Source organism: Cutibacterium sp. LaCa_89 (assembly GCF_058177555.1).
Genome location: NZ_CP190889.1, coordinates 2,573,544 through 2,596,971 on the forward strand (window position 1 = coordinate 2,573,544; position 23,428 = coordinate 2,596,971).

Annotated in this window: 18 protein-coding genes and 2 pseudogenes; 15 read left to right on the forward strand and 5 right to left on the reverse strand. The window is 62.2% G+C overall.

Going from position 1 to position 23,428, the window contains the following annotated elements; all coding sequences use genetic code 11:
- Positions 1 to 14 precede the first annotated feature (14 nt).
- Entirely contained in the window at positions 15 to 692 is a 678-nt protein-coding gene (locus tag ACP8LP_RS11845; RefSeq protein WP_016666489.1) for an SOS response-associated peptidase, read from the forward strand.
- Positions 693 to 725: 33 nt separating this feature from the next.
- On the opposite strand, the gene ACP8LP_RS11850 is transcribed toward ACP8LP_RS11845, so the two are convergent.
- The 3 genes from ACP8LP_RS11850 to ACP8LP_RS11860 form a co-directional block, all read right to left on the reverse strand.
- Positions 726 to 1,442 (reverse strand): LolA-like protein, encoded by a 717-nt coding sequence (locus tag ACP8LP_RS11850; RefSeq protein WP_279187107.1) that lies wholly within the window; start codon positions 1,440 to 1,442, stop codon positions 726 to 728.
- Between the two features lie 136 nt (positions 1,443 to 1,578).
- Entirely contained in the window at positions 1,579 to 2,313 is a 735-nt protein-coding gene (locus ACP8LP_RS11855; RefSeq protein WP_083940448.1) for a hypothetical protein, read from the reverse strand.
- A gap of 149 nt (positions 2,314 to 2,462) precedes the next feature.
- Positions 2,463 to 2,588 (reverse strand): hypothetical protein, encoded by a 126-nt coding sequence (locus ACP8LP_RS11860; protein ID WP_016666492.1) that lies wholly within the window; start codon positions 2,586 to 2,588, stop codon positions 2,463 to 2,465.
- A gap of 293 nt (positions 2,589 to 2,881) precedes the next feature.
- On the opposite strand from ACP8LP_RS11860, the gene ACP8LP_RS11865 reads away from it, so the two are divergent.
- From ACP8LP_RS11865 to ACP8LP_RS11880, 4 genes are all read left to right on the forward strand, one after another.
- Positions 2,882 to 4,051: a L,D-transpeptidase gene (locus tag ACP8LP_RS11865; protein ID WP_036976372.1), complete on the forward strand. Its 1,170-nt coding sequence runs from the start codon at positions 2,882 to 2,884 to the stop codon at positions 4,049 to 4,051.
- A gap of 271 nt (positions 4,052 to 4,322) precedes the next feature.
- Positions 4,323 to 5,792: a septal ring lytic transglycosylase RlpA family protein gene (locus ACP8LP_RS11870; protein ID WP_063279432.1), complete on the forward strand. Its 1,470-nt coding sequence runs from the start codon at positions 4,323 to 4,325 to the stop codon at positions 5,790 to 5,792.
- A gap of 305 nt (positions 5,793 to 6,097) precedes the next feature.
- Positions 6,098 to 7,384: a citrate synthase gene (locus ACP8LP_RS11875; protein ID WP_063279431.1), complete on the forward strand. Its 1,287-nt coding sequence runs from the start codon at positions 6,098 to 6,100 to the stop codon at positions 7,382 to 7,384.
- Positions 7,385 to 7,671: 287 nt separating this feature from the next.
- Complete coding sequence (locus ACP8LP_RS11880; RefSeq protein ID WP_063279430.1) at positions 7,672 to 8,697, forward strand: adenosine deaminase; 1,026 nt, start codon at positions 7,672 to 7,674, stop codon at positions 8,695 to 8,697.
- Positions 8,698 to 8,763: 66 nt separating this feature from the next.
- Here ACP8LP_RS11880 and ald read toward each other — a convergent pair whose 3' ends face one another.
- Positions 8,764 to 9,876, reverse strand: a complete 1,113-nt coding sequence (gene ald / locus ACP8LP_RS11885; RefSeq protein ID WP_063279429.1) for an alanine dehydrogenase — start codon at positions 9,874 to 9,876, stop codon at positions 8,764 to 8,766.
- Positions 9,877 to 10,151: 275 nt separating this feature from the next.
- Here ald and ACP8LP_RS11890 point away from each other — a divergent pair, with 275 nt between their 5' ends.
- Complete coding sequence (locus ACP8LP_RS11890; protein ID WP_279187106.1) at positions 10,152 to 11,654, forward strand: amino acid permease; 1,503 nt, start codon at positions 10,152 to 10,154, stop codon at positions 11,652 to 11,654.
- A gap of 469 nt (positions 11,655 to 12,123) precedes the next feature.
- Positions 12,124 to 12,297, forward strand: coding sequence for a hypothetical protein (locus ACP8LP_RS11895; RefSeq protein WP_279187110.1), 174 nt, complete (start codon positions 12,124 to 12,126; stop codon positions 12,295 to 12,297).
- Positions 12,298 to 12,397: 100 nt separating this feature from the next.
- Here ACP8LP_RS11895 and ACP8LP_RS11900 read toward each other — a convergent pair whose 3' ends face one another.
- A complete protein-coding gene (locus ACP8LP_RS11900) occupies positions 12,398 to 13,408 on the reverse strand; it encodes an Lrp/AsnC family transcriptional regulator (RefSeq protein ID WP_484483183.1) in 1,011 nt (336 codons plus the stop codon).
- Between the two features lie 301 nt (positions 13,409 to 13,709).
- Between ACP8LP_RS11900 and ord the strand changes: the two genes are divergently transcribed.
- The 8 genes and pseudogenes from ord to ACP8LP_RS11940 all read left to right on the forward strand — a co-directional run.
- Complete coding sequence (gene ord, locus ACP8LP_RS11905) at positions 13,710 to 14,753, forward strand: 2,4-diaminopentanoate dehydrogenase (protein WP_016666501.1); 1,044 nt, start codon at positions 13,710 to 13,712, stop codon at positions 14,751 to 14,753.
- An 11-nt stretch (positions 14,754 to 14,764) separates the two neighbouring features.
- Positions 14,765 to 15,112 carry a 2-amino-4-oxopentanoate thiolase subunit OrtA gene (gene ortA / locus ACP8LP_RS11910; RefSeq protein WP_484483184.1) on the forward strand — a complete coding sequence of 116 codons (348 nt, stop codon included), beginning with the start codon at positions 14,765 to 14,767 and terminating at the stop codon, positions 15,110 to 15,112.
- The gene (ortB, locus tag ACP8LP_RS11915; RefSeq protein ID WP_484483185.1) at positions 15,109 to 16,524 is read left to right on the forward strand and encodes a 2-amino-4-oxopentanoate thiolase subunit OrtB; all 1,416 of its coding nucleotides are present in this window, start codon (positions 15,109 to 15,111) and stop codon (positions 16,522 to 16,524) included. The genes ortA and ortB overlap by 4 nt, the downstream gene beginning before the upstream one ends.
- A complete protein-coding gene (gene oraS, locus ACP8LP_RS11920) occupies positions 16,521 to 16,889 on the forward strand; it encodes a D-ornithine 4,5-aminomutase subunit OraS (RefSeq protein ID WP_036975574.1) in 369 nt (122 codons plus the stop codon). Before ortB ends, oraS begins: the two co-directional genes overlap by 4 nt.
- A pseudogene (gene oraE / locus ACP8LP_RS11925) lies at positions 16,886 to 19,221 on the forward strand (D-ornithine 4,5-aminomutase subunit OraE). The gene oraS and the pseudogene oraE overlap by 4 nt, the downstream one beginning before the upstream one ends.
- A gap of 5 nt (positions 19,222 to 19,226) precedes the next feature.
- Positions 19,227 to 20,657 (forward strand): glutamate mutase L, encoded by a 1,431-nt coding sequence (locus tag ACP8LP_RS11930; RefSeq protein WP_016666506.1) that lies wholly within the window; start codon positions 19,227 to 19,229, stop codon positions 20,655 to 20,657.
- Positions 20,654 to 21,742 (forward strand): alanine/ornithine racemase family PLP-dependent enzyme, encoded by a 1,089-nt coding sequence (locus ACP8LP_RS11935; protein ID WP_063279420.1) that lies wholly within the window; start codon positions 20,654 to 20,656, stop codon positions 21,740 to 21,742. The genes ACP8LP_RS11930 and ACP8LP_RS11935 overlap by 4 nt, the downstream gene beginning before the upstream one ends.
- Positions 21,743 to 21,871: 129 nt before the next feature.
- A pseudogene (locus ACP8LP_RS11940) lies at positions 21,872 to 23,241 on the forward strand (amino acid permease); the annotation flags it as partial.
- Positions 23,242 to 23,428: the final 187 nt, after the last annotated feature.

A 23,428-nucleotide genomic window follows, 5' to 3' on the forward strand; every position in this document is an offset into this window, starting at 1 on the left:
GCAATCTGGTTCACATGTGTGGACGTTTCAGTCTCGGGATGGACGGCGACCAGGTCGCGCACCTCTATGGCAGTGACCTCGCCATCCCTTGGCAGCCGCGGTACTCCATCGCCCCGTCGACGATCGTCCTTGTCCTCCACCAGGAGGACGACACCCGGGTCCTCGCCCCCGCGAGGTGGGGGTTCCGGCCTGGCTGGGCTAGGAATCCAGGACCCAGCCCCATCAACGCACGCCTCGAGACCATCGCCACCAATGGGATGTTTCGTACCGCGATGGCCTCCCAGCGCTGCGTCGTTCCCATGACGGGGTATTTCGAGTGGACCGGGGAGCGCGGTGACAAAATTCCCCACTACATACATGGGTCCGGACTCCTGAGTGCAGCAGCCATCGCCGCGACGCGAAAAATCGACGCCGGCTTTGAGACGACGGTGGCGATCATCACCGCTCCCTCCCGTGACGCCGCTGGCCAGATCCACAATCGGATGCCGGTCTTCCTCACCGACAATGACCTCGACGAATGGCTCGATCCTGCCTGCCTCGACGCGGCCCAGGCACGGGGACTGGCCGCCCACATCAGCAAGGCACGTGACTTGATCGCGAACGAACTGAAGGTCGACCGGGTCGATCGTCGCGTCAACTCGGTGAGCAGGATCGACCCGGCCGACCCTTGTCTGATCGAACCGGTGGCCTGACGATTATCGTCAGGGGAAATCGGGAAGCAGCACTCAGGCGACCTTCGGGATCTTCACCTTCTCGTTGTACTTGGAGAAGGTGGCATCAACAGCCATGTCCCCGCCCTGCCCTGACGGCATCGACATCTTGATGCCCTTGAACCGCTTGGCATCGTCGAGCCAATAGGTGACCTTGCCAGTGGTCTTCTTCTGGCCAGTGCTCGACGACGCGCTCGGGGTGGCACCACCGGAGGCCGCCGGAACGGTGGCGTCGTAACGATGGCCTCGGGATTCCTTGCCGACGTAAGTCAGGTTGTCGATCCCCTGGGTGAATCCAACCGCCATGTCGCCGGGATCGTTCTTCTTGCTCTTGGTCTGAGAGGGAGTCTTCTGCCATTTCGACCCCTGTTTGGTGTACGTCTGATCGTCAATGATCACCTGCTCGAGGGTCCCGCTCGACTCAGGGGTGGTCGTGACCATGTGAGCCTTGGGCTTGGAAGAATCCGTGCCGTCGTAGTCCGTGGTGGCCTTCATATTCATCTTCTGGCCATTCATCGAGCCGTCCAGAGAGGTCTCCATGCGGTAGGTCTTCACCGTCGCCATGGAGGTCTTGACCTCCTTGATGAACCTCGCCTTGTCGACCTTCCCCTTCTTGGACAGCGGGTCAGCTGCTGCGGAGCTGGTGTGACTGTCATCAGCCTTTGATCCACCATCACACGCAGTCAGAGACAAGCTCGTCGTTGCAACCAGGGCCAGGGCAGCAACCTTCAACGGGGTACCTGAAAACACTCGCATGCATTTGTCCGGCTGGGGGTGTGCCGGCCTTCCCACCCTCGATGTTAGGCGCTCCCTGGCGCAACTGGGTCGTCCCACCCTGACGGTAGGACGACCCAGAATCACTGATTCTTCATGAAACCTTGGGAATCCTGACGGGCTCCGCGAACTTCGACAGGGTCATGTCCATCGTGACGCCAGCCCCTTCGGCGCCCGTCGACATCTTCATCCCGACGACCCGCTTGGCATCGTCGAGCCAGTACGTCGTTTTCACCTTCTGATTCATGGTGGCGGCCGCCTCTCTCCCGCCCATCTTGGCCGGATCGAGCACGACGTCGAACCGATGCCCGCGGGAATCTTCACCCACATAGGTCACGGACTCCATCGCATTGGTGGACTCGCGGACGGTCTTCGCGACATCGGCCTGGCCCATACCGACACCAGTCTTGGAGCTCTTGACCCACTTCGATCCGCTCCTCTGGTAGACGTCCTTGCCCAGGATGACAACGTCTGCATCCTTCCCCTCATCGGGAGCAGACACAAGGACATGCGCCTTCGGAGCCGACTGATCATGGCCGTCGTAGTCGGAGGACAGCTTCATGGTGTGCTTCTCACCAGACATTGCGACACCCATGGAGCCTTCCATGTGGTACGTCCTCATCTTCTTTAAACCTTCGGTGAGATCATGAGAAAAATCATCCCTGTTGACTTTTCCCTTCGTGAAGATCGGATCCGGTGCAGGAGTAGGGGTTGCACTGGTGGCGACGCTTGTTGCCTTGTCGGCAGCCTTGGAAGGGTCGGAATTCCCACCACAGGCGGTCAAGGACAGACTGGCCGCAGCGATCGTAATGACAACAGCGGCCTTCACGGGATTACCTGAAAGAAATCGCATCTTCACATTCCGGCTAGGAGGGTGCCGGCCTTCCTGTCTGCATACTAGCTACGGGAATGTGTCGTGGCGAGATCCGTTCTCACTTCATTGCAACCGCACAGACAAGCTCCAACTGCCACCACGAATCACCGGGCCATGGCCCACGCCCACAGCCCGAGGATCGTCATGCCAATGATCGTCACGATGACGACGATCAGCCAGGTCAGCCAGTCGGGGCGCTGGCGGGGCGGGGTCGGGTCGCCGTCAGACATGAGATGCCTCCAGATCAGTTTCGCACGGTGATGTCCATGAAAGAGTAGCTGGAAATCATGACTGCCTACCCCCATGGAAGGACCGTCCGAGGCCGATCAGCGGGCAGTGAACGTTCCCGTTTCGGCCCAGTTGACGTTTGGGGAGTCGCCGGTCCGGCGCTGTACGATATATCCCGTTCGTCTTCCCATCGAAATGGACCATGGCTCTCATTTCGCACTCAAAACATGGAGGTACTGTGCCGTCGAGACTGACCCGGCGTTCGGTTATGGCCACAAGTGCCGTGGCTCTGCCAATGACTGTTGCTGCTTGTGCCAAGACGTCCCTGGGCGGGGACGGCTTTGGCCCCGGAGGCAACGCCGGTAAATCGTCCGCGACCCCGACGCCCACTCCGACCCCAACCCCAGCAGCTCTGACGATCACCTCGGACCACCCGATCACCGAGCTGCAGCCTGGCGACGCCCTGAAGTTCGCCGTCGTCAATGGTGCTCTCAAGGACGTCAAGGTCACCGACAAGGATGACGGGGAGGTCAAGGGAACTCTCAAGGAGAGTACCTGGACCCCGGAGGAACCGTGGAGCCTCAACACCCGCTACACCGTGACGGCGACCCTGACGAACACGGATCCCCATGCCGGGGCGACGACCACTGTGACCACGAAGGTCAAGAGCCTTGACGGTGACGTCAACGTCGCCGAGATGCTCTACAAGGATGCCGCCGTCGGCGTCGGCATGCCTGTCATCATCAAGTTCCGCAAGGACGTCATCGACGCTGACATGCGCGCCAAGATCCAGGAGGCGATGGAGATCGACGTCTCGCCCAACCAAGAGGGGGCGTGGGGATGGCTCGACCAGTCCCAGCTCGCGTGGCGTCCCAAGAAGTTCTGGGAAGCCGGCACCAAGGTCAGCGTCAAGGCTGACCTCACCGGATTACCGACGTCGAGCCACCGCTGGATCACGAACAACGTCACCGGGTCCCTCCGTGTCGGTGATTCGCGGATTCTCAAGGTGTACATCGCCAAGCACAAGATGGACGTCGTCGTCAACGGCAAGACCGTCCGCACCATCCCGGTGACGACCGGAAAGCCCGGTGCGAGAACCACGACCCGATCGGGGACCAAGGTCATCATCGAACGCAACGCTGTCAAGGTGATGGACTCGTCGACCGTCGGCGTCCCCAAGGGGAGCAGTGGGTACTACAACGTCAAGGTGAAGTACGCCATGCGAGTGACGAACACCGGAGAGTTCATCCACGCCGCGCCCTGGTCTGCGGGCTCGCAGGGCTCTGCGAACGTCTCCCACGGCTGTATCGGCATGTCCACCGCGAATGCCAAGTGGCTGTACAACCTGTGCTCGGCTGGTGACCCCGTCATGAACACCGGGTCGAACCGACAGTTCAAGCCCGACGAAGGCATCGGTTGCTGGTGCTATGACTGGGAGGGCTGGCAGAAGCTGAGCGCACTCTGAGTCGATTCCTCGATACACGGTGAAACCCTCTACCTCGATACAAGGTAGAGGGTTTCACCATGTCAGGGGGTCCTCACTCCTTGACGCCGTCTTTTGGCTTTACAGCGCGGTTCGCTACGTCAACCAGAGCACCTTGACGACAGTTGACGCGACACGCTCGAACCCTCAATGTCTTTGAGTCCACCGGTCGGCAATTCCTAATGTCCCACCCGTCCCGGAAACGCCGGGATCGAAAGCCCCGATGCCTTCATTGGCGAGAGGAAGTCACACCGTGATCCGCCCCAAGCGCTCAGTCCGAGGTGCTGCCGCCACCATCGCCCTCACCTCCGGTATCAGCGTTGTTGCACCCGCCGTCATCGGTGCGGTCGCACACGCAGCTAACACGCAGACGATGTACGCGACAACGGATGTCAACGTGCGCTCTGCATCCTCCAACTCCGGCAAGGTGCTCACCGTCGTGGCCCGTGGCCAGTCGGTGCAGGTTACCGGCGAGAAGGTGCGCGGGTGGATCCCCGTCGCCGTGAACGGAACCACCGGCTGGATTTACCAGCGCTTCCTCACTGAGGAGAGCATCCGCCCGGTACGTTTTGGGTCCGACCCGCTCCCTGACACCATGATCGCGACCGTCCCGGTCAACGTTCGTGACGACTCCGCCAATGCCGGCAAGGTCCTCACCGTCGCCGAGCGTGGTCAGGAGGTTCAGGTCACCGGTCGTCCCGACGGCGGCTGGGTCCCTGTCTCCGTCAATGGCAAGTCGGGTTGGATCTACGGTCGTTACCTCACCACCGGCAAGTCAGCCCCCGCTCCGGCCAAGCCGAACACCGACACCAAGGGCGACTCGTCCACCAGCCGTGACACGAACCGTCCGGCCCTCGACAACGCTGCCACCCGCACCACCAGCGGCGTCAACGTGCGCACGGCTCCGTCTCCGTCCGGGCAGGTCATTGACCAGCTGGCTGACGGCGCCGGCGTCGAGGTCACCGGCGAGGCTCACGGGAACTGGGTGCAGGTTCGCGCCGGCCACCGCACTGGTTGGGTCTACCGCACCCACCTGAGCGGCAAGGTGCCCGCCGCCCAGCCCATCAAGCACGCCGAACCGGTCAAGCACTCCAAGCCCGCCAAGTCCACCAAGCATGCCAAGGACGACGCCTCCACCCACACCACCAGCGGCGTCAACGTGCGCACCGCCCCCACCCCCAAGGCCAGCATCGTCACCTCCCTGGCCGAAGGAACCGGCGTCAAGGTCACCGGCGACGCCCGCGGCAACTGGGTCGAGGTCCGCGCCAACGGCCACACCGGTTGGGTCTACCGCACCCACCTGAGCGGCAAGGTGCCCGCCGCCCAGCCCATCAAGCACGCCGAGCCCGTCAAGCACAAGGGTGGAGACACCAGCCGCGACACGACCCGTCCCTCGCGTCACCACGCCAAGGACGGTGACTCGAACAAGGGTTCGGGTCGCGCCGATGCACGCTGCGTCGCCTCGTTCTACGACGAGCCGCAGTCGACCGCCTCGGGCGAGCAGTTCAACCCGAACGCCATGACCGCCGCTCACAAGTCCCTGAGCCTGGGTACTCACATCCGCGTCACCAACGTCCGTAACGGTCGCTCGGTGGTCGTCCGGATCAACGACCGTGGCCCGTACGTCGCCGGTCGCTGCGTCGACCTTTCACGTGCCTCCTTCGCCGAGATCGCCGATCTCGGACAGGGAACGACCCCGATCACCTACACCGTCCTCGACTGATGACGAGGGACTGAGTCCAACTCCTCGTGGGGGGTGGCTCGCCGATGGGCGGGCCACCCCGACGCGCGTCTCGTCAGCCGGGGGTCCGTCGGGCCGGTGTCGAAAACTGTCACCCGACCCGCGGAACCCTCAACCATGCCGACCAATATGCCGGTTTCTTGGTGATTTGCACCGGCGAGCCGTAGCCTTGGCTGTGCCATAGTTCACACCGTGGTGACGCTCGGGAACGAACCCGTAGTGCCACCCGTCCACGTATACCCGGCCACCGGTGATGTCCGGACGCGGCCGCCAGGAAGGATCGCACGATGGGTTCGAGTGCAAGGTTTGTCGACGAAGACACCCAACTCGATTTCGGCAAGGTTGTCGCCACTGACGGCCAGGTGGGTTACGGCATCGGGGGTCTGCTCAACAAGACCGGCAACGTCATGATCGACCCCGGATTCGTCAACACGGCGTCCTGCGAGTCTCAGATCACCTACATCGACGGCGAGAAGGGCATTCTGCGCTATCGCGGCTACCCCATTGAGCAACTCGCCGAGCAGTCCACCTTCCTCGAGACCGCTTACCTCGTTCTCTACGGCGAACTGCCGAGCAAGGCCCAGCTGGAGGGATTCGAGGAACGAATTCGCCGCACCACCCTCATCGATGAGCGAATGCGAGACCTGTTCCGTTGCTTCCCTCGTCGCTCCCACCCAATGCCCGTGCTCGCCGCCGGCATCATGGCTCTGTCGACCTTCTCCCAGAAGTCGTCGGGAACTGATCCCGATCAGATTGAGGCTGCAACCACCCGTCTGATCGCCAAGGCCCCGACCCTGGCTGCTTTCGGTTACAAGAACTCGATGGGCCAGCCGACCCTGTACCCAGACAACTCGCTGAGCTACGTCCAGAACTTCATTCGAATGAGCTTCGGCTTCCCGACCGAGCCGTACGAGTTCAACGACGAGATCACCAGGGCTCTGGAGACTCTCCTCATCCTGCACGTCGATCACGAGCAGAACTGTTCGACCTCGACCGTTCGCATGGTCGCCTCGTCGGGTGCGAACATGTACGCCGCAGTGGCCGCCGGCGTCAATGCGCTGTCCGGCCCGAAGCACGGTGGCGCAAACCAGGCCGTCCTCGAGATGCTGCAGTACATCCGTGACTCCGACATGACGACCAAGGAGTTCGTCCGCAGGGTCAAGGACAAGGAGTCCGACATCAAGCTGATGGGCTTCGGCCACCGTATTTACAAGAATTACGATCCGCGAGCCGCCATCATCAAGAAGCACGCCGATCGCATCATGGAGCTCCACACCGGTCGCGAGGATCTTCTCGAGATCGCCAAGGAGCTTGAGGAGACCGCGCTGAGCGACGACTACTTCAAGGAGCGCAAGCTCTACCCGAATGTCGACTTCTACACCGGTCTCATCTACGAGGCGATGGGCTTCCCGATGAACATGTTCACCGTACTGTTCGCCTTGGGTCGTCTGCCCGGCTGGATCGCCCAGTACCGCGAGCAGGTGGCCACCGGCGGAAACAAGATCTGGCGTCCGCGTCAGATCTTCACCGGAGCTGACCTGCGCGACTACGTACCGCTGGATCAACGCGCCTGAGTGTGCAAATGGCCCCGGGCCTTCGGCTCCCGGGGCCAATTCATGACTGATGCTCCGGCAAGCGGCAACCCTTGGAGCGTTGCCCGGCACCGGCACCCACCCGGACCACCAGTTTCCTCCGCCAGGCTGACGCCACTCCCCACCTCCCATGACGATTTTCGTCAGTTCCCCGAGCCGCGCGTCATTCCAGAGCCAGGACCACCCCTGTGACGGGGAATTTCGCGCATCAGCTCTGGGATTGCCGAAGGCGACTTCGGAACGGAAGCACCGTCGATAGACTCCGGCGCATGGATTCGGCTGAAGCGATGAGTCTCCCCAAGGTCGTGTTGCACGATCATCTCGACGGCGGGTTACGTCCGGCGACAGTTCTGGACCTCGCTGCCGAGCGCGGCCGACCCGTTCCTGCCAACACTCCCGAGGGGCTTGCCGAATGGTTCCTCGAGGCCGCTGACTCCGGTTCCCTGGCCAGATACCTCGACACTTTCACCGAAACCGTCGCCCTCATGCAAGATGCCCACTCTTTGCGCCGCATAGCGCGAGAATTCGTCGAGGACATGGCGGCCGACGGAGTCGTGTACGCCGAGACTCGATGGGCTCCCCAGCAGCATCTCGAAGATGGTCTGACCGCAGCGGAGGCCACCGAGGCAGTCCAAGCCGGCCTCCTGGAGGGGATGGAGTCCGCCTCCAGGTCGGGCAAAACCATCATCGCACGACAGATCCTGTGCCTCATGAGACAGCTCGACGTCCCGGAAGACGTCGTCGACCTCGCCGTCAACCATGCTCCGGGGGTCGTGGGGGTCGACATTGCTGGCCCTGAGGACGGTTTCCCCCTGGCCCCGTTCACCGATGCCTTGAAGCGCGTCCAGGCAGCCGGAATCCACCTCACCGTCCATGCCGGCGAGGCCGCTGGCCCGGAGTCGGTTCGCGACGCCCTCGACCACGGGGCAGAGCGTCTCGGTCACGGAGTGCGCATCGTTGAGGACCGCGACGCATCCGGCTGGGGTCCGACGGCCCAACGGGTGCTGTCCCACCGGGTGCCGTTGGAGGTCTGCCCGTCGTCCAACACCCAGACCGGCATCTGTCGCAGGATTGCCGATCATCCGCTGTCGGTGCTGTGGCCGGCAGGGTTCAATCTCACCCTGAGCTGCGACAACCGCCTCATGAGCCGTACGACGACGTCCCGGGAACTGTCACTGGCGTCCCGGGTCCTCAACTGGAATCGCGACGATGCTCTCTCGGTGCAGCGCAGTGCCCTGCAGGCGGCCTTCTGCACCTCGGCCGATAAGAAGTCCCTCGCACCCCTGCTGGTGTGAGACTCGCGTCTGGACATGGTCATGGGGCGGTATCTCTGAGATACCGCCCCATGACCATTCAGCACCTCAGAGAAGTTCGGAGATGCAGGAGACGTCCATGTCAAGAGCTTTTCCTACGCCAGCGGTGTAGAGCCTGCCGTCGTGAGTCGTCAGGCCACGAGCCAGCTCCTTGCGCTTCTTGCAGGCATCCTTCCAACCTTCCTCGGCGATGAGGAGCGCGTAACGCATGGTGGCGTTGGTCAGTGCGTAGGTCGAGGTGTGCGGGACAGCACCCGGCATGTTGGCGACGCAGTAGAACACCGAGTCGTGGACCTTGAAGGTCGGCTTGGCATGGGTCGTCGGGTGGGAATCCTCGAAGCAGCCGCCCTGGTCGATGGCGATGTCGACGAGCACCGAGCCCGGCATCATCTGCGAGACGGTCTCGTTGTCGACCAGGTGCGGGGTACGAGCGCCAGGGACCAGCACGGATCCGATGACCAGATCCGACTCCTTGCAGGCTTCCTTGACGGCCAGCGGGCTGGAGAACTTGGTGCGGATACGTCCGCCCGTCACCTCGTCGATGTAGCGCATGCGGGCGACGTTGACGTCATAAATGGTGACGTCGGCGCCCATGCCGTCAGCAACGCGAGCAGCGCAGAATCCGGCGACGCCACCGCCGAGCACCGTCACTCGACCGTTGCGGACACCGGAGCCACCGCCGATGAGCACGCCATTTCCGCCGGCAGGTTGCATGAGACAGTTCGCACCAACCTGGGCTGCGAGTCGGCCGGCAATTTCCGACATCGGGGACAGCAACGGCAGGGAGTGATCGTCCATCTCGACGGTCTCGTAGGCGATCGAGGTGACCTTGCGCTTCAAGAGCTCCTCGGTGAGCGGACGATCCGCAGCCAGATGCAGGTAGGTGAAGAGGGTCAACCCCTCATGCATACGGTGATACTCGTCCTCGATGGGCTCCTTCACTTTCAGGATGAGCTCAGCGTCGTCCCACACCTTGTCGACGTCGTCGATGACCTTTGCGCCGGCGTCTTCGTACTCGTCGTCCGGGATCCCCGAACCCAAGCCTGCGCCAGCCTGCACCAACACCTCATGCCCATGACTCGCCAACGAATGGACGCCCGCGGGCGTAATGGCTACGCGGAACTCATTGTTCTTGATCTCTGTGGGGATACCAACACGCATACCTTCTGCTCCTTTGCAGTCATCGCCGAGAGGATCCTCGGGGGATCAGCATCGGTGCCGATCCATAATCGATCATACGCGTCTTCTTATGGCATTGCCTTAGTAACCTCATCAGCATCGCATGATGTTCTTGAGTCCATGTGGCATCTGTCACATCTGAAAATTTCTTTATCGACTAACGGTCCCGGTTGACCTGCATGGCTTCTAGAATAAGCACAATTCTCTGTTCAGCAACGATGCTGGCGGAGAGCACCGTCGATACCGGGAGTGCGTAGATGAGTCACATAGATAACGCCGCCCAGGCGACAGCTCAAGCTGGAGAGCCAACTGATGGAGAGCCCCAACTTCAGCGCGGCCTCAAGAACCGGCACCTCCAGCTCATTGCCATCGGTGGCGCCATTGGAACAGGCCTCTTTCTGGGATCCGGAAAGACCATCTCCCTTGCAGGGCCGTCCATCTTGCTGGTCTACCTCATCATCGGAGTAGTGCTCTTCTTCGTCATGAGGGCGATGGGAGAACTATTGCTGTCAAACCTGGCTTACAAGTCCTTTGCCGATTTTGCAACAGACCTCATTGGCCCCGGAGCCGGGTTCTACATGGGGTGGACATACTGGATGTGCTGGGTAGTCATAGGTAACGCCGACACGATCGCAATATGTGGATATCTGGCTGCCTGGTTCCCTAATCTCGACAAATGGATACCAGCCACATGTATCGTCTTACTACTGACCTGTCTTAACATGGTCGCAGTAAAACTCTTTGGCGAGATGGAATTTTGGTTTGCGATGATTAAGATCGTCACTATCATCGCGTTGATCCTAGTCGGCTGCTATCTTGCGATCACCGGATTCCAGCCACCCCGCAGCGGAGCACCAGCCGCGTCATTTTCTCACTTGTGGGACCGCGGCGGGTTCTTCCCCACTGGGTTCATGGGTTTCATAGCCGGTTTTCAGATCGCCATCTTCTCTTTCCAAGGTATTGAAATGGCGGGAACTGCGGCAGCTGAGACGGCCGACCCCGAACACAATCTTCCCAAGGCCATCAATTCGATTCCGGCTCGTATCCTTATCTTCTACGTGTTAGCCCTCGGCGTCATCATGGCAGTACAGCCATGGGATCTCATCAACCCACAGGCAAGCCCTTTCGTCGAAATGTTTAGCTTTATTGGGATTCTCATCGCCTTCCACATCGTTAACTTCGTGGTACTCACTTCAGCGGCATCCTCGGCAAACTCGGGGGTCTTCTCAACATCTCGTATCCTCTACGGACTGGCACGCGAGAAAGATGCCCCGCCAATCTTCGCCAAGTTGTCCAGCCGCCATATTCCTCGCAACGCTCTCATCCTCACGGCGATATGCATCTCGCCGGCCATCATCCTCGTGACCCTTGAAGATTCGGTCATGGATGCGTTCTCCCTCGTGGCAGGCGTCTCATCAGTGCTCTACCTGTCGGTGTGGGGACTCATCTTGGTCTGTTACCTCAAGTATTTACGCAAACATCCCGAACGCCATGCCGAATCAGCCTTCAAGATGCCCGCCGGCCGCGTCATGTCGTGGGTCGGCATCATCTTCTTCATTACCATTCTCATCATGTTGGGTTTTTCGGAAGACTCTCGTCAGGCCCTCATTGCTGCTCCTATCTGGGTGATATTTATGATGGTGCTGTATCGCCTTTTGGCTTCTACTCGCGCTAATCACACTCGTATCGACTTCGACGCCGAGCGAGTCCGTGCCCTCGAGGAGCTCCACCACATGCAGAATGACGAGCACCAAGTCTGACCGTGCATGTGGTCCGCATCTGTGGACGGTTCAGCCTCAGCATGGACGGCGACGAAATCGCAGACTTCTACCACGGCAATCTCACGGTGTCATGGTGCCCGAGGTACTTCATCGCTCCATCAGAGGGGTCGCCCCGGCTCTTCACCGGGGCAACTCGCGAGTCCGTTCTCCAGTGAGGTGGGGCTTTCGGCCCGGTTGGGCGAATGAACCCGGGCCACATCCCATCAGCGCTCGGTTCGAGACCGTCACATGAATGAAATTTCCGTGAGGTCACGGTCTCCCAGTGGTGTGTCGCTCCCATGACTGGTGACTTCGGGTGGATCGAGAAGCGCGGTGACAAAATCCCCATTGCACACACGGGTCTGGGGTCTCAAGTGCTGCAGCTACCGCCCCGACGCGAAAAATCGCCAACGGATCCGAAACGGCGATGGTGATCATCGCCGCGCTTTCCCGCGATGCCTCCGAGCAGATGCATGACAGAATGCCAGTCTTCCTCACCGAAAAAGATCTTGGCGAGTGGCTCGATCCTGGCCACCTTGATTCTGTTCAGACGCGTGGTTTAGCCACCCACACTAGTGAGACGCGCGACACGATCGCACACGAGCCGAGGGTCAACCAGCTGTGGGTAACACCTAGAGAGTAAGCACTTGCACGGCTCAACCCAACAGTCAGCAAGGCGATCCTTTGACTCTTTCAAAAGCGTCCGGCAAACCTCGAGATCCGTTCATCCGGAGCTGGCACTGTTAGTGATCGCCTCTCTCGTGATCCCCGATCAGCGGAGGGCAGATGAACTCCCCGGTGGCACGGCCGGTACGGCCCAGAATCCATCCCATCGACTTGTGACTACGCATGTAGACGATGGTTTCAGCCGGAGCAAGACCTGGTATCACCTCCGCGATCGCCGACTCGATCATGCCGATCCCGTTCTGGCGCTCCACCCGGAAGTTCACCCGCAAATTATTGTTGCCAGTGATCCACATGCACGACCGCAGCGCCGGTTGCTGACGCAGCAACTCCAGCACTCTCGTCTTGTGATTGAGGGGGATGGTGGCCGTCCAGGTGCACTCCAAATTCCACCCGCCCAGCTCCGGGGAGACGTCACATCTGAGCTGGATCTTCCGGTTGGTGAGCAGTTTTTGCAACCGGCGATGCAGGGTGCTGGCCGGAATGTCCAGGGTCCTGGCCAGGAAGGTCGCACTGGCACGTCCATCAGCCGCAAGCAACTGGGCCAGCTCACGATCCAGATCGTCTGGTGGCAGCATCCACAGCTCCCCCGACTGCGGGCCCCTGGCGAGGATTTTCTCCGACTTGTTGAGGGCATTGATGTGCCAGGTGTCCGACCCGATGACCACCGACGTCACCAGCGCGCTACGTGACCCATGGACACCGCGCAGTCCACCGATCCAATCGATGACCATGTCGGAGAGAGTGGGGAGATCGGGTGCCACCACGGTGAGCAACAGATCACGATCCCCTGTCGTCTCGTCGACGCTGACGATCATCGGATTCGCGCACAAAGTCTTGATGACCTGGGGCAGGCTCTCGGTGTGACAGTCAACCTCGACGATGGCCGTCATCTGCTGATTGAGGTTCGGACAAGCGGTTATCCAGGCGACTCCGTCATCGACGAGACGCTGCCAACGGTGGGCAACGGTCGTTGGTGACACACCCAGGACCTTGCCCACCTTGGCCCAGGTGGCACGCGGGTCGATTTGCAGGACATTGACAAGCCGCCGGTCCAGCTCTTCGTACATGTGTCTCCTTCGCCGCCGTTGGGAGGATCTCCAAAAGTTTCTCACCTCGATTGGAATAATGTGTGGCCACCCTCCCAGTTCTGCGCACATCTGGAGTACGGGATATTGCACAAACGTCTAGTGACAAAGTAGAGCCCGGACGGATCAACGAAGAACCGTCGACCTGCACGAACGCAGGCCAGGGCAGGCCCCCTTCGACTGCAGAAATGCCGCCAGCACAGTGCATGCACGGTGCCAGACAGTGACCAGTAAAGAAGTCGGCTCGCTTCAGCACCAGACATCGTCGTCAGGAGGAACCACAATGACCGCCACCAATCCCATCCGAGTCGTCCAGTGGGGTCTGGGAGCTATGGGCCAAGGAATGGCCAAACTCATCGCGTCCAAGGATGGACTGGATCTTGTCGGGGCCATCGACGTCAACCCGGCCCTGGACGGTAAGGATGTCGGCGAAGTACTCGGCATCGATTCCCTCGGAGTCTATATCACGACCGATCCCTCCACCATCCTCGACTCCGGCAAGGTCGACGTCGTCACGATCGCCACCACCTCGTGGGTACGCGACCAGATTGCTGACCTTCGCACCATCATCACTGCCGGAATCAACGTCGTCAGCATCGCCGAAGAGATGTCCTGCCCCGAGGCCCAGAACCCCGAGATGGCCAAGGAACTCGACGAACTCGCCAAGTCGCACGGCGTCTCAGCTGTTGGTGTTGGCGTCAACCCCGGATTCGTCCTCGACCACCTCGTCGTCGCCCTGTGCTCCGGCAGCCAGGAGGTCACCCACATAGAGGCCCGCCGCGTCAACGACCTCGCCCCCTACGGCGAGACCGTGCTTCGCACCCAGGGCGTCGGCACCACCCCCGAAGAGTTCAGGGCCGGAGTCGCCGACGGCTCCATCGTCGGCCACGTCGGCTTCCCGGAATCCATCCGACTCCTCAGCGACGCCCTCGGCCTCGGGGTCGACTCGGTCGAGCAGAACATCGAGCCCATCATCGCCAAGGTTGCCCGTCCTGCCCGCGACCGCACCGTCGAGCCGGGTCAGGTCGCCGGGTGCAACCACACGGCAGTCGGCCGTCGCGGGGGCCAGGAGGTCATCCGACTCATCCATCCGCAGCAGGTCGCCCCGGAGGCCGAGGGACAGGAGACCGGCGACTTCATCACCATCACCGGCGTCCCGGACATCTCGATGTCGACCGGACCGGAGATCGCTGGCGGCAAGGCCACCGCGGGTATCTGCGTCAACACCATCCCACGCATCGCCGCCGCCACCCCCGGCCTCAAGCGCATCATCGACCTGCCCTCGCCGTGCGCCCTCATGGGACCGTCGGCCTACGAGCGTCGCTGAGCGAGGTCATCATGGCAGAGACTCCCAACACCACCCCGCAGGCGGACGGCCCGGTCCCCGAGGGCACCTGGGTGAAGGTTCGCACCATCATCCTGCAGCCTTCCGAACGCGCCGCCGCCGTGCCGGCTGACACCGCCGCCACTCCCCTCGTGCAGTGGATCAGTGGATTCCTCGACGAGGAGGCGCACATCGGCGACGAGGCCACCATCACCTCGATCATCGGACGGCATCACACCGGTGTCCTCGACCGCGTCAATCCCAGCTACAGCCACAGCTTCGGCCACACCGTGCCCGAGCTGTTGTCGATCGGCACCATGCACGAATCCATCACGTCCCACGGGAAGGAGGACCAGTCATGAGCAACTCCTATGACGACGTCATGGCTCGCCGCAGCGAAATCATGCGGCGTGCCCTGTCTCTGGACTACGACAGCTTCCAGCGCGGTGACCTGGCCTTCGACTACGACGCCCTGATGTCCTCCACCGGCTACGACCTCGACGACGTCGCTCGCATCCAGGCCGAGACCAAGGTGGGTCACACCCCGCTGTACGAGCTGCACCGTCTGACCGAGGCCGTCCGCGAGATCGCCCGACCTGGCAAGGGAGCTCGGATCCTCCTCAAGGACGAGGCCGCCAATGCGTCCGGCAGCTTCAAGGCTCGTCGTGCATCCCTGAGCGCCCACGAGGCGGAGGTCAAGGGATTTGCCGGCATGGTTACGGCCACCAGCGGAAACTACGGTGCCGCCGTCGCCTCCCAGGCCGCTCAGCGCGGACTGGCCTGCATCGTCATCCAGGAGATCTACGACTCCCACCACGTGGGCCAGCCGGAGATCGTCGAGAAGTCCCGGGCCTGTGAGGCCTACGGCGCCGAAGTGATCAAGCTGACGGTCGGGCCGGAGCTTTTCCACGTCCTGCTGCGTACCCTGGAGGACACCGGCTACTTCAACGCCAGCCTCTACACGCCCTACGGAATCGCGGGCATCGAGACCCTCGGCGCCGAGATCGGTCACGAGGTACAGCAGCGTTACGGACGCCAGCCCGACGCTGTCGTGGTCACCAATGCCGGTGGCGGCAACATCACCGGAACTGCCCGCGGCCTGCGCAAGGTGGGCTGTGACGAGACCAAGGTCGTCGCCGTCTCGGTGGATCTCACCGGATTGCACATGGCCTCCGACCACGACTTCAACAACAAGTCGTTCACCACCGGCCACACCGGTTTCGGCGTGCCGTTCGCCACCTGGCCCGACCGCGTTGACGTCCCACGCAACGCCGCTCGTCCGCTGCGGTACATGAATGGCTACCATCTGGTCTCCCAGGGCGAGGTCTTCTACATGACCGAGCTCCTGACGAAGATCGAAGGTCTGGAGCGGGGCCCGGCCGGAAACACCAGCCTGACGGCCGCGGTCGCCATGGCTCGCCAGATGGATCGCGACCAGATCGTCGTCGTTCAGGAGACCGAGTACACCGGCGCCGGAAAGCACCACAACAGCCAGCTGTCCTTCGCCCGCTCGCGCGGTATCGAGGTCCGTCGTGGCGACCCTGCCGGCAACATCCCCGGCAAGGCCATCGTCATTCCGGAACGCCTCGACCAAGTCGGCACCCGTGCCCTCGACCTCGACAAGCTGCGTCGCAGCTACCTGCGCCATGCCAGCCAGGTGATGCCCCCCGACAAGTGGGGAGACGCCGAGCTGGAATTCCTGGCCGACGAAACCAACACCACCACCGATGCCGTCCGCCAGATCGGCGCTGATCTGGCCAAGGAAGGAGCATGATGTCCGACCCGGATCAGGAGCGCGTCGAACGCTACGAGGCCCTGCGTGCCGAGCTCGCCGACCTCGATGACGCTGCTCTCAAGGAACGCTTCTGGCAGCTGTGCGAGCAGGTCATGACCCCGGTCGTCGACCTCGCCCGCACCCACACCACGCCGTCGATCGAACGGTCCGTCCTGCTGCGCATGGGGATCGACTCCGTGACGACCCACGCCGTACTGCGACTGTCCCGTCGTGACGGCATGGACCTGCGCGACGCCGCCACCCGCATCGCCGAGGACCCCAAGGCCCTCGACGGACTGTTCGACGGCAGCCCACCGCCCCCGGCAATGGCACCGACGGAATCCGAGGAAGGAGTCCCGGCATGACCATCCAAGACCCGTGCCTCCACCACAAGCACGCTCAGGAACGCGAGCAGCTCGACCCCATGGACCCGCCGCGTGAGTCCACTGTTCCGCCTGTCGAGTCGACGGAGCCCACTGAGCCCCGCCCCGAGCAGGAGTCCCTCGGCCCGAACACCAAACTTGACGTCGAGGAAATCCTCAGCGACCTCGAGCACTATCACCCCCGTCGCAAGGGATGGACCTGGCGCAACGTCCCGGAGGAGGGAGTCGACATGGGCGACTTCCACTACCGGAACATGTCCACCCCGCTGAAGCAGAGCATGCCCCTGCCCGCCGCGGAGTACTTCGAGAACATCGATCCCCAGCCGGCCCCAGTCGTCACCTCCGAGATCGCCTCCGGACATTTCGAGGATGACCTGCGCCGCATGAGGATGGCCGCCTGGAACGGTGCCGACCACATCATGGTCATCCGCACCACCGGACAGAGCCACATCGACGGGCTCCTCGAGGGCACCCCGGAAGGCATTGGCGGCGTCCCGATCACCCGCAAGCAGCTGCGCGCCAGCCGCAAGGCCTGCGACCTCATTGAGGACGAGGTGGGACGCCCCATCAACTTCCACTCCTACGTCTCCGGAGTGGCCGGCCCTGAGGTGGCCGTTCTCTTCGCCGAGGAGGGAGTCAACGGTGCTCACCAGGACCCGCAGTACAACCTGCTGTACCGCAACATCAACGCCTACCGCAGCTACGTCGACGCCGGTGAGGCCAAGAAGGTGATGGCGGGAGCCCAGATCTTCCAGATCGACGGCGCCCACAACGCCAATGCCACCGCTCGCCATGGCTGGAAGGTCATGCCCGAGCTGATGGTCCAGCACGGTCTCAACTGCATATTCTCGGTGTTGGTGGGTATGCCGAAGGATCTCATCGGTCTGTCGACGGTCCCGCCGAGCGCTCCCCCGGCCCCGAAGCTCTGGTACGACCTGCCGTACGCGGTGGCCCTGCGTGATCTGTTCAGCGAGTACAAGATGCGCGCCCAACAAAACACCCGGTACATCGAGTCCGACCTCGCCGAAGCCATCCGCACCCACACCATCGACACCCTCATCTCGATGCTGACGAGCGCGGACATCCAGAGCACCATCACCCCTGACGAGGGTCGCAACCTGCCCTGGCACCACAACTCCATCCGTGGTGTCCAGACGGTCAAGCAGACCTGGGCCGCCCTGGACGGCATCAAGGACATGGTCACCATCAACCGTGAGGGGCCGCTGGGCGCCATGGTCCGCGACCTCAAAGAGAGGGCCATCGGGTTCCTCACCGAAATGTTGCACGTCGGTGGGTACTTCGCCGCCGTGGAGGATGGGTTCTTCGTCGACTCGGCAGAATTCCCGGAGCGCAACCATGACGGCATCGCCCGTGACGGCCAAGGCGGTATCGCCGAGGGAACCGTCGTCGAGCGTGACCCCGACTACCTCGCCCCGGTCTGCGACCATTTCGGCAACAACAACCTGCCCGAGGGGCTCGACAAGCCGTGTGACCTCATCGACGGCTGCACCCTGTGCAAGCCCGAGAAGATCGTCTACATCGACGAGCTCGACCCGAACGACTCCGCTGCCACCCGTCTGGCCCGGACCCGTCCGTTCCGCGACGGCACGGCACTGCGTCCGGAGGCCGAGTGGGCTGGCGACGGCGTTGTCCTGGTGCAGATGAACATCACCGCCTCGGAGGACATCGCCCGTGAGGCAGCTGTCGAGATGGCGCGCAAGATGGGCATTAACGACCCGCAGGTGTGCAACCTGCAGGTGCTGCACCCGGCCGAGGGATGCTTCGTCGAGGTCAAGGGCCAGGCAACCCACGTCGACGTCGACCCGTCCAAGCTGACGATCCCGAGAAGATCGAGCTGCTTCCTTCCGACGAACTGCGTCAGTACGTCACCGACCACGAGTTGTCGGTGGTTGCCGGCACCGTCGGCGAGGACGAACACAGCGTCGGTCTGCGCGAGATTCTCGACATCAAGCACGGCGGCATCGAGAAATATGGCGTGAAGTACCGCTACCTCGGGACTTCTGTACCGGTGGAGAAGATGGTTGACGCGGCCATCGAGAGCGGCGCCGACGCGATCCTCATCTCGACCATCATCAGCCACAACGACATCCATCGCACGATGATGCGCAAGCTGGCTGATCTGGCCACCGAGAACGGCATTCGCGACAAGGTCGTGCTCGTCGCCGGCGGTACCCAGGTGAGCCGAGAGATGGCTGCCGAGACTGGTCTCGATGCCACCTTCGGACGCGGCACCAAGGGCATCGACGTCCTCGACGCCATCGTCCGCACCATGCGGGCCCGCGAGGAGGCCTGACAAAAATGACCGTGCTCACGACTCTGGAGATCGGCTCCACCATCACCAAGGCCAACGCCTTCAAGCTGGAGTCCGGGTTGTTGCACCACATCGGTCAGGGCTTCGCCCCCACCTCAGTGGCCGCCGGCGACGTGCGTATTGGCGCGGACGCTGCGATCGCCCAGATGAGTGAGCGGTGTGACCTACCGCTGGACGCCGGGGAGGTCTTCGTGAACTCCTCGGCGGCCGGTGGGTTGCGCATGAGCGTCCACGGTCTGACCAAGTCCATGACGGCCAGGGCTGCCCGCGAGGCAGCCCTGGGTGCCGGGGCCATCGTCACGATGACCACCGTCGGGGCGATCGACGAGTTCGATCTCGAGGATCTGCAGGAGAACAACCCCAACATCATCCTGCTGGCCGGCGGAGTCGACGACGGGGAGAAACGGACCGTGGTCGAGAACGCGAGGATCATCGCCTCTGCCAGGTTGGGGGTGCCGGTGATTTACGCCGGGAACTCTCGAGTCCGGAGACGGATCCAGGACATTTTTACCGAGGCAGGCCAGCCGCTGACATGCGTTGACAATGTCTTCCCTGATGTCGATGTTTTGCGCGTCGAACCGGTGCGAGCCGTCATCCACGACGTCTTCAATGACCACATCACCGCAGCACCGGGGATGCAGGGGCTGGCCAAAATGACCAGACACGAGATCCTGCCGACCCCGGGAGCGGTACTTCTCGCCACCGAGCTCTTCGCCGACGCGGTCGGGGACGCCGTGGTGGTCGATGTCGGTGGTGCCACCACTGACGTCCACAGTGTCACGGACGGGTCCTCGGAGTGGACTGCCCGAGTCATCGATCCGGAGCCGCGTACCAAGCGGACCGTCGAGGGGGACCTGGGAGTTTTCGTCAACGCCCGGCGGGTCGCTGCCATGACTGACGAGGGCGAGGACGAGGAGCGTCTGGAATGGTTGAGTGCCATTCCCAGTGATGAACGCGAAGCGGAAGTCACCCGATGGCTGGCTAAGGAGGCCGTTGAAATCGGGGTGGGTCGCCACGCCGGTACCGTGACTGAAATATTCACTCCCACTGGTAAGACCCAGGTGGTGCGTGGCAAGGACCTCAGTGCCGTGCGTTGGGTGGTGGGAACCGGCGGTGCTCTGACGCGAATTCCTGGTGGTGCGGACATCCTCCGTCGTATCTGCACCGGAGCTGGAGCCCAACTGCTGCCGAGCCCCGAGGCCACCATCGTCATCGACCGCGACTATCGGTTCTCTGCCCTCGGAACGGTGGCCCAGTGCTACCGCGACGAGGTCCGTCAAAGCTTCGCAGCCTGGATCGACGCCATCACTGACAACACAGAACTGCCGGGTGACGAGGGGCCAGGCGTCAACGGAGACGTCCCCTCGCCCGACGTGACGAAAAACGACATCTCACATGGGATGGAAAGCACATCATGAACGGCCCCACACCCCGGTTGGAGATTTTCGCCGACCGGATTCACGACAACGCACGAGCAATCGTGCACCAGTGCGCCGACCACGGCATTCAGGTTGCTGCCGTCACCAAGGTCTTGCACGCCCACCCAGCCCTCTTGCGGGCTCTGGACGATACCGGTATCACGATGCTCGCCGATTCCCGGTTGCAGAACCTGCGCCGCATCGCTGAAACCGGAACCTCCCTGCCAACTCTGTTGCTGCGAGCCCCGGGACGTCACGACATTGACGCCGCCGTCCAGCTCGCCGACATTTCTCTCAACTCGTCGCTCATCACGATGACCGCATTGTCGGACGCCGCCGTCCGAGCGGGAACCCGCCACGGGGTGATCATCATGGTCGACGTTGGTGACCTGCGAGAAGGCGTCTGGCCCGACCATCTCGTCGAAGTGGTGTCTGCAGCGGCCAAACTGCCCGGGATCGACGTCAGGGGAGTTGGCACCAACCTCGCCTGCTATGGCGGAGTCCAGCCAAGTGCCGAGAACATGACCCGCCTGGTCCAGCTCCGCGACCTCGCTCGAGAGGCGACTGGTCTGGAACTCGGCCTCATCTCCGGCGGGAACTCGGCCAACCTCCCCCTCATGATGAGCGGGGACATGCCGTCGGAAATCAACAATCTACGTATTGGTGAGGCCATCATCCTGGGGCGTAACACCTTGGACCGGTCCCCGTGGCCAGGGACTTGCCAGGACACCATCGATGTGGTCTCCGAGATCATCGAACTCGAGCGGAAACCGTCAATCCCGCTCGGCCGCACCGGCGAGGACGCTTTCGGCCAGCACGTCACTTTCACCGACCGCGGCGTTCGGCTGCGCGCCATCTGCAATCTCGGGCGTCAGGACGTCAACCCGTCTGATCTAACGCCCATTGATCCTGGGCACATCGTGCTTGGGGCCAGCTCGGATCACCTCATCGTCGACGTGACCGATTCTGCCAGCCCGGTTGAGATCGGGACCGAAGTGAGGTTCCGTCCGACCTACGCGGGCTTACTTGCCACCGCCACCTCCTCTGCTGTCTGGAAGGAAGCAGCTACTCCCCATCGCCTGTGAGGCGTCCGTTATCACGCTCAGTGGACAAAGGAGTTCCCCATGAGTGCACGAGAAACGCAATCCGGCGGCGCATCCCGCCGCAGCAATCTAACCAGACCGATGAAGAATGCATCAGCGACCCTCAAGTAGATCGACCCTGCTGAAGAGCGGGAACTGCAGCGCGGCCTGACCAACCGGCATCTGCAACTCATCGCCCTGGGTGGGGCCATTGGCACCGGAATGTTCATGGGCTCCAGCAGCACCATTCACCTTGCCGGCCCATCCAGTGCCCTCATCTACGCGCTGATCGGCTTCTTCATGTACTTCATGATGCGTGCCTTCGGCGAGATGCTGCTCTCAAACCTCCACGACAAGTCCTTCCGTGACATCGCTGAGGACCTGTTGGGGCCTGCCGGAGGTTTCATCGCCGGGTGGACGTATTGGTTCTCGTGGATCGTCGCCGCCATGGGAGACCTCGCGGCCATCACCGCCTACGCGCAGTACTGGTGGCCAAACATCCCGAAATGGCTGCCAGCGACTGCCCTGGCCACCGTCCCATCATTGCCGTGCAGTTCTTCGGCGAGGCCGAGATCTGGTTCGCGCTCATCAAACTCATCGCTGTCGGTGCGCTGGTGGTCGTCGCCATTGTGCTCGTGGCCACCCGCTTCGTGTCCCCGGACGGGGACCCAGCCACGATTGCGAACCTCTGGAACGACGGTGGCTTCTTCCCCAACGGAGTGATGGGATTCCTCGGCGGATTCCAGATTGCCTTCTTCGCCTTTGTCGGCATCGAGCTCGTGGGCACCGCCGCCGCCGAGATGAAGGACCCCTGCACTACCCTTCCCAAGGCGATCAACGCCATTCCTGTGCGGTTGGCCCTGTTCTACGTGCTCGCCCTGTTAGCCATCACCACCGTCATCCCCTGGCGCAAGGTGGTGCCTGGTGTCAGCCCGTTCGTGTCGCTGTTTGGCTTGGCCGGTTTCGGAGCTGCTGCCAGCGTGATGAATTTCGTCCTGCTCACCGCCGCGGCATCGTCGGACAATTCGGAGCTGTACTCCACATCGCGGATGATGTACGGCTTGGCTCTCGATGGTCAGGCTCCGTCAAGGTTCCGAAAACTGTCGGGCAACAACGTCCCGCGCAACGCGCTTGCCGCATCCTGCCTGCTGCTGCTTTGCGGCATCATCTTCCTGTACACCTCAGACTCGATCATGCAGGCTTTCGCCCTCGTGACGACTGTTGCCGCTCTGCTGTTCCTGTTCAGCTGGTCCCTCATCGTCGTCTGTTGCATCGTGTACCGCCACAAGAGCCCCGACCTGCACGAGGAGTCGGTGTACAAGATGCCTGGCGGCGTCCCGATGTGCTGGGTCGTGCTGACATTTTTCGCGATCAGCCTCGTCATCCTCGCCTTGGATCCGACGACGCGAATCGCGGTGCTCATCACGCCGATCTGGTTCGTCTTCATCGGTTCGATGTACCTCGTCTACCGCCACAGCACGCAGCGCAAGGAGGGGTTGCGCTGGCCGTCATCGACTTCTGGTCCGCGGAGCAGACACGCCTCGCGAATCAGAGATGCTCCCTGGAAGCAGCCAGCCTCGATCGAGGTTCTTGACCACACAGACACGGCAGTTGTCCTGACGGGGTCAATGGTTGTTGATATGGGTTGATAGCCATCTCATTGGCGGATGGATCACCATAATGATTAGA

Bases quoted from the DNA above. Each gene is read 5' to 3' on its own strand.
- ACP8LP_RS11930 (WP_016666506.1), top strand. From the start codon at position 19,227: ATGACCGTGCTCACGACTCTGGAGATCGGCTCCACCATCACCAAGGCC.
- ACP8LP_RS11875 (WP_063279431.1), top strand. From the start codon at position 6,098: ATGGGTTCGAGTGCAAGGTTTGTCGACGAAGACACCCAACTCGATTTC.
- ACP8LP_RS11900 (WP_484483183.1), bottom strand. From the start codon at position 13,408: ATGTACGAAGAGCTGGACCGGCGGCTTGTCAATGTCCTGCAAATCGAC.
- ACP8LP_RS11860 (WP_016666492.1), bottom strand. From the start codon at position 2,588: ATGTCTGACGGCGACCCGACCCCGCCCCGCCAGCGCCCCGACTGGCTG.
- ortA (WP_484483184.1), top strand. From the start codon at position 14,765: ATGGCAGAGACTCCCAACACCACCCCGCAGGCGGACGGCCCGGTCCCC.
- ACP8LP_RS11865 (WP_036976372.1), top strand. From the start codon at position 2,882: ATGACTGTTGCTGCTTGTGCCAAGACGTCCCTGGGCGGGGACGGCTTT.
- ACP8LP_RS11845 (WP_016666489.1), top strand. From the start codon at position 15: ATGTGTGGACGTTTCAGTCTCGGGATGGACGGCGACCAGGTCGCGCAC.
- ald (WP_063279429.1), bottom strand. From the start codon at position 9,876: ATGCGTGTTGGTATCCCCACAGAGATCAAGAACAATGAGTTCCGCGTA.
- ACP8LP_RS11895 (WP_279187110.1), top strand. From the start codon at position 12,124: ATGCATGACAGAATGCCAGTCTTCCTCACCGAAAAAGATCTTGGCGAG.
- ord (WP_016666501.1), top strand. From the start codon at position 13,710: ATGACCGCCACCAATCCCATCCGAGTCGTCCAGTGGGGTCTGGGAGCT.
- ACP8LP_RS11935 (WP_063279420.1), top strand. From the start codon at position 20,654: ATGAACGGCCCCACACCCCGGTTGGAGATTTTCGCCGACCGGATTCAC.
- ACP8LP_RS11890 (WP_279187106.1), top strand. From the start codon at position 10,152: ATGAGTCACATAGATAACGCCGCCCAGGCGACAGCTCAAGCTGGAGAG.
- oraS (WP_036975574.1), top strand. From the start codon at position 16,521: ATGATGTCCGACCCGGATCAGGAGCGCGTCGAACGCTACGAGGCCCTG.
- ortB (WP_484483185.1), top strand. From the start codon at position 15,109: ATGAGCAACTCCTATGACGACGTCATGGCTCGCCGCAGCGAAATCATG.
- ACP8LP_RS11880 (WP_063279430.1), top strand. From the start codon at position 7,672: ATGGATTCGGCTGAAGCGATGAGTCTCCCCAAGGTCGTGTTGCACGAT.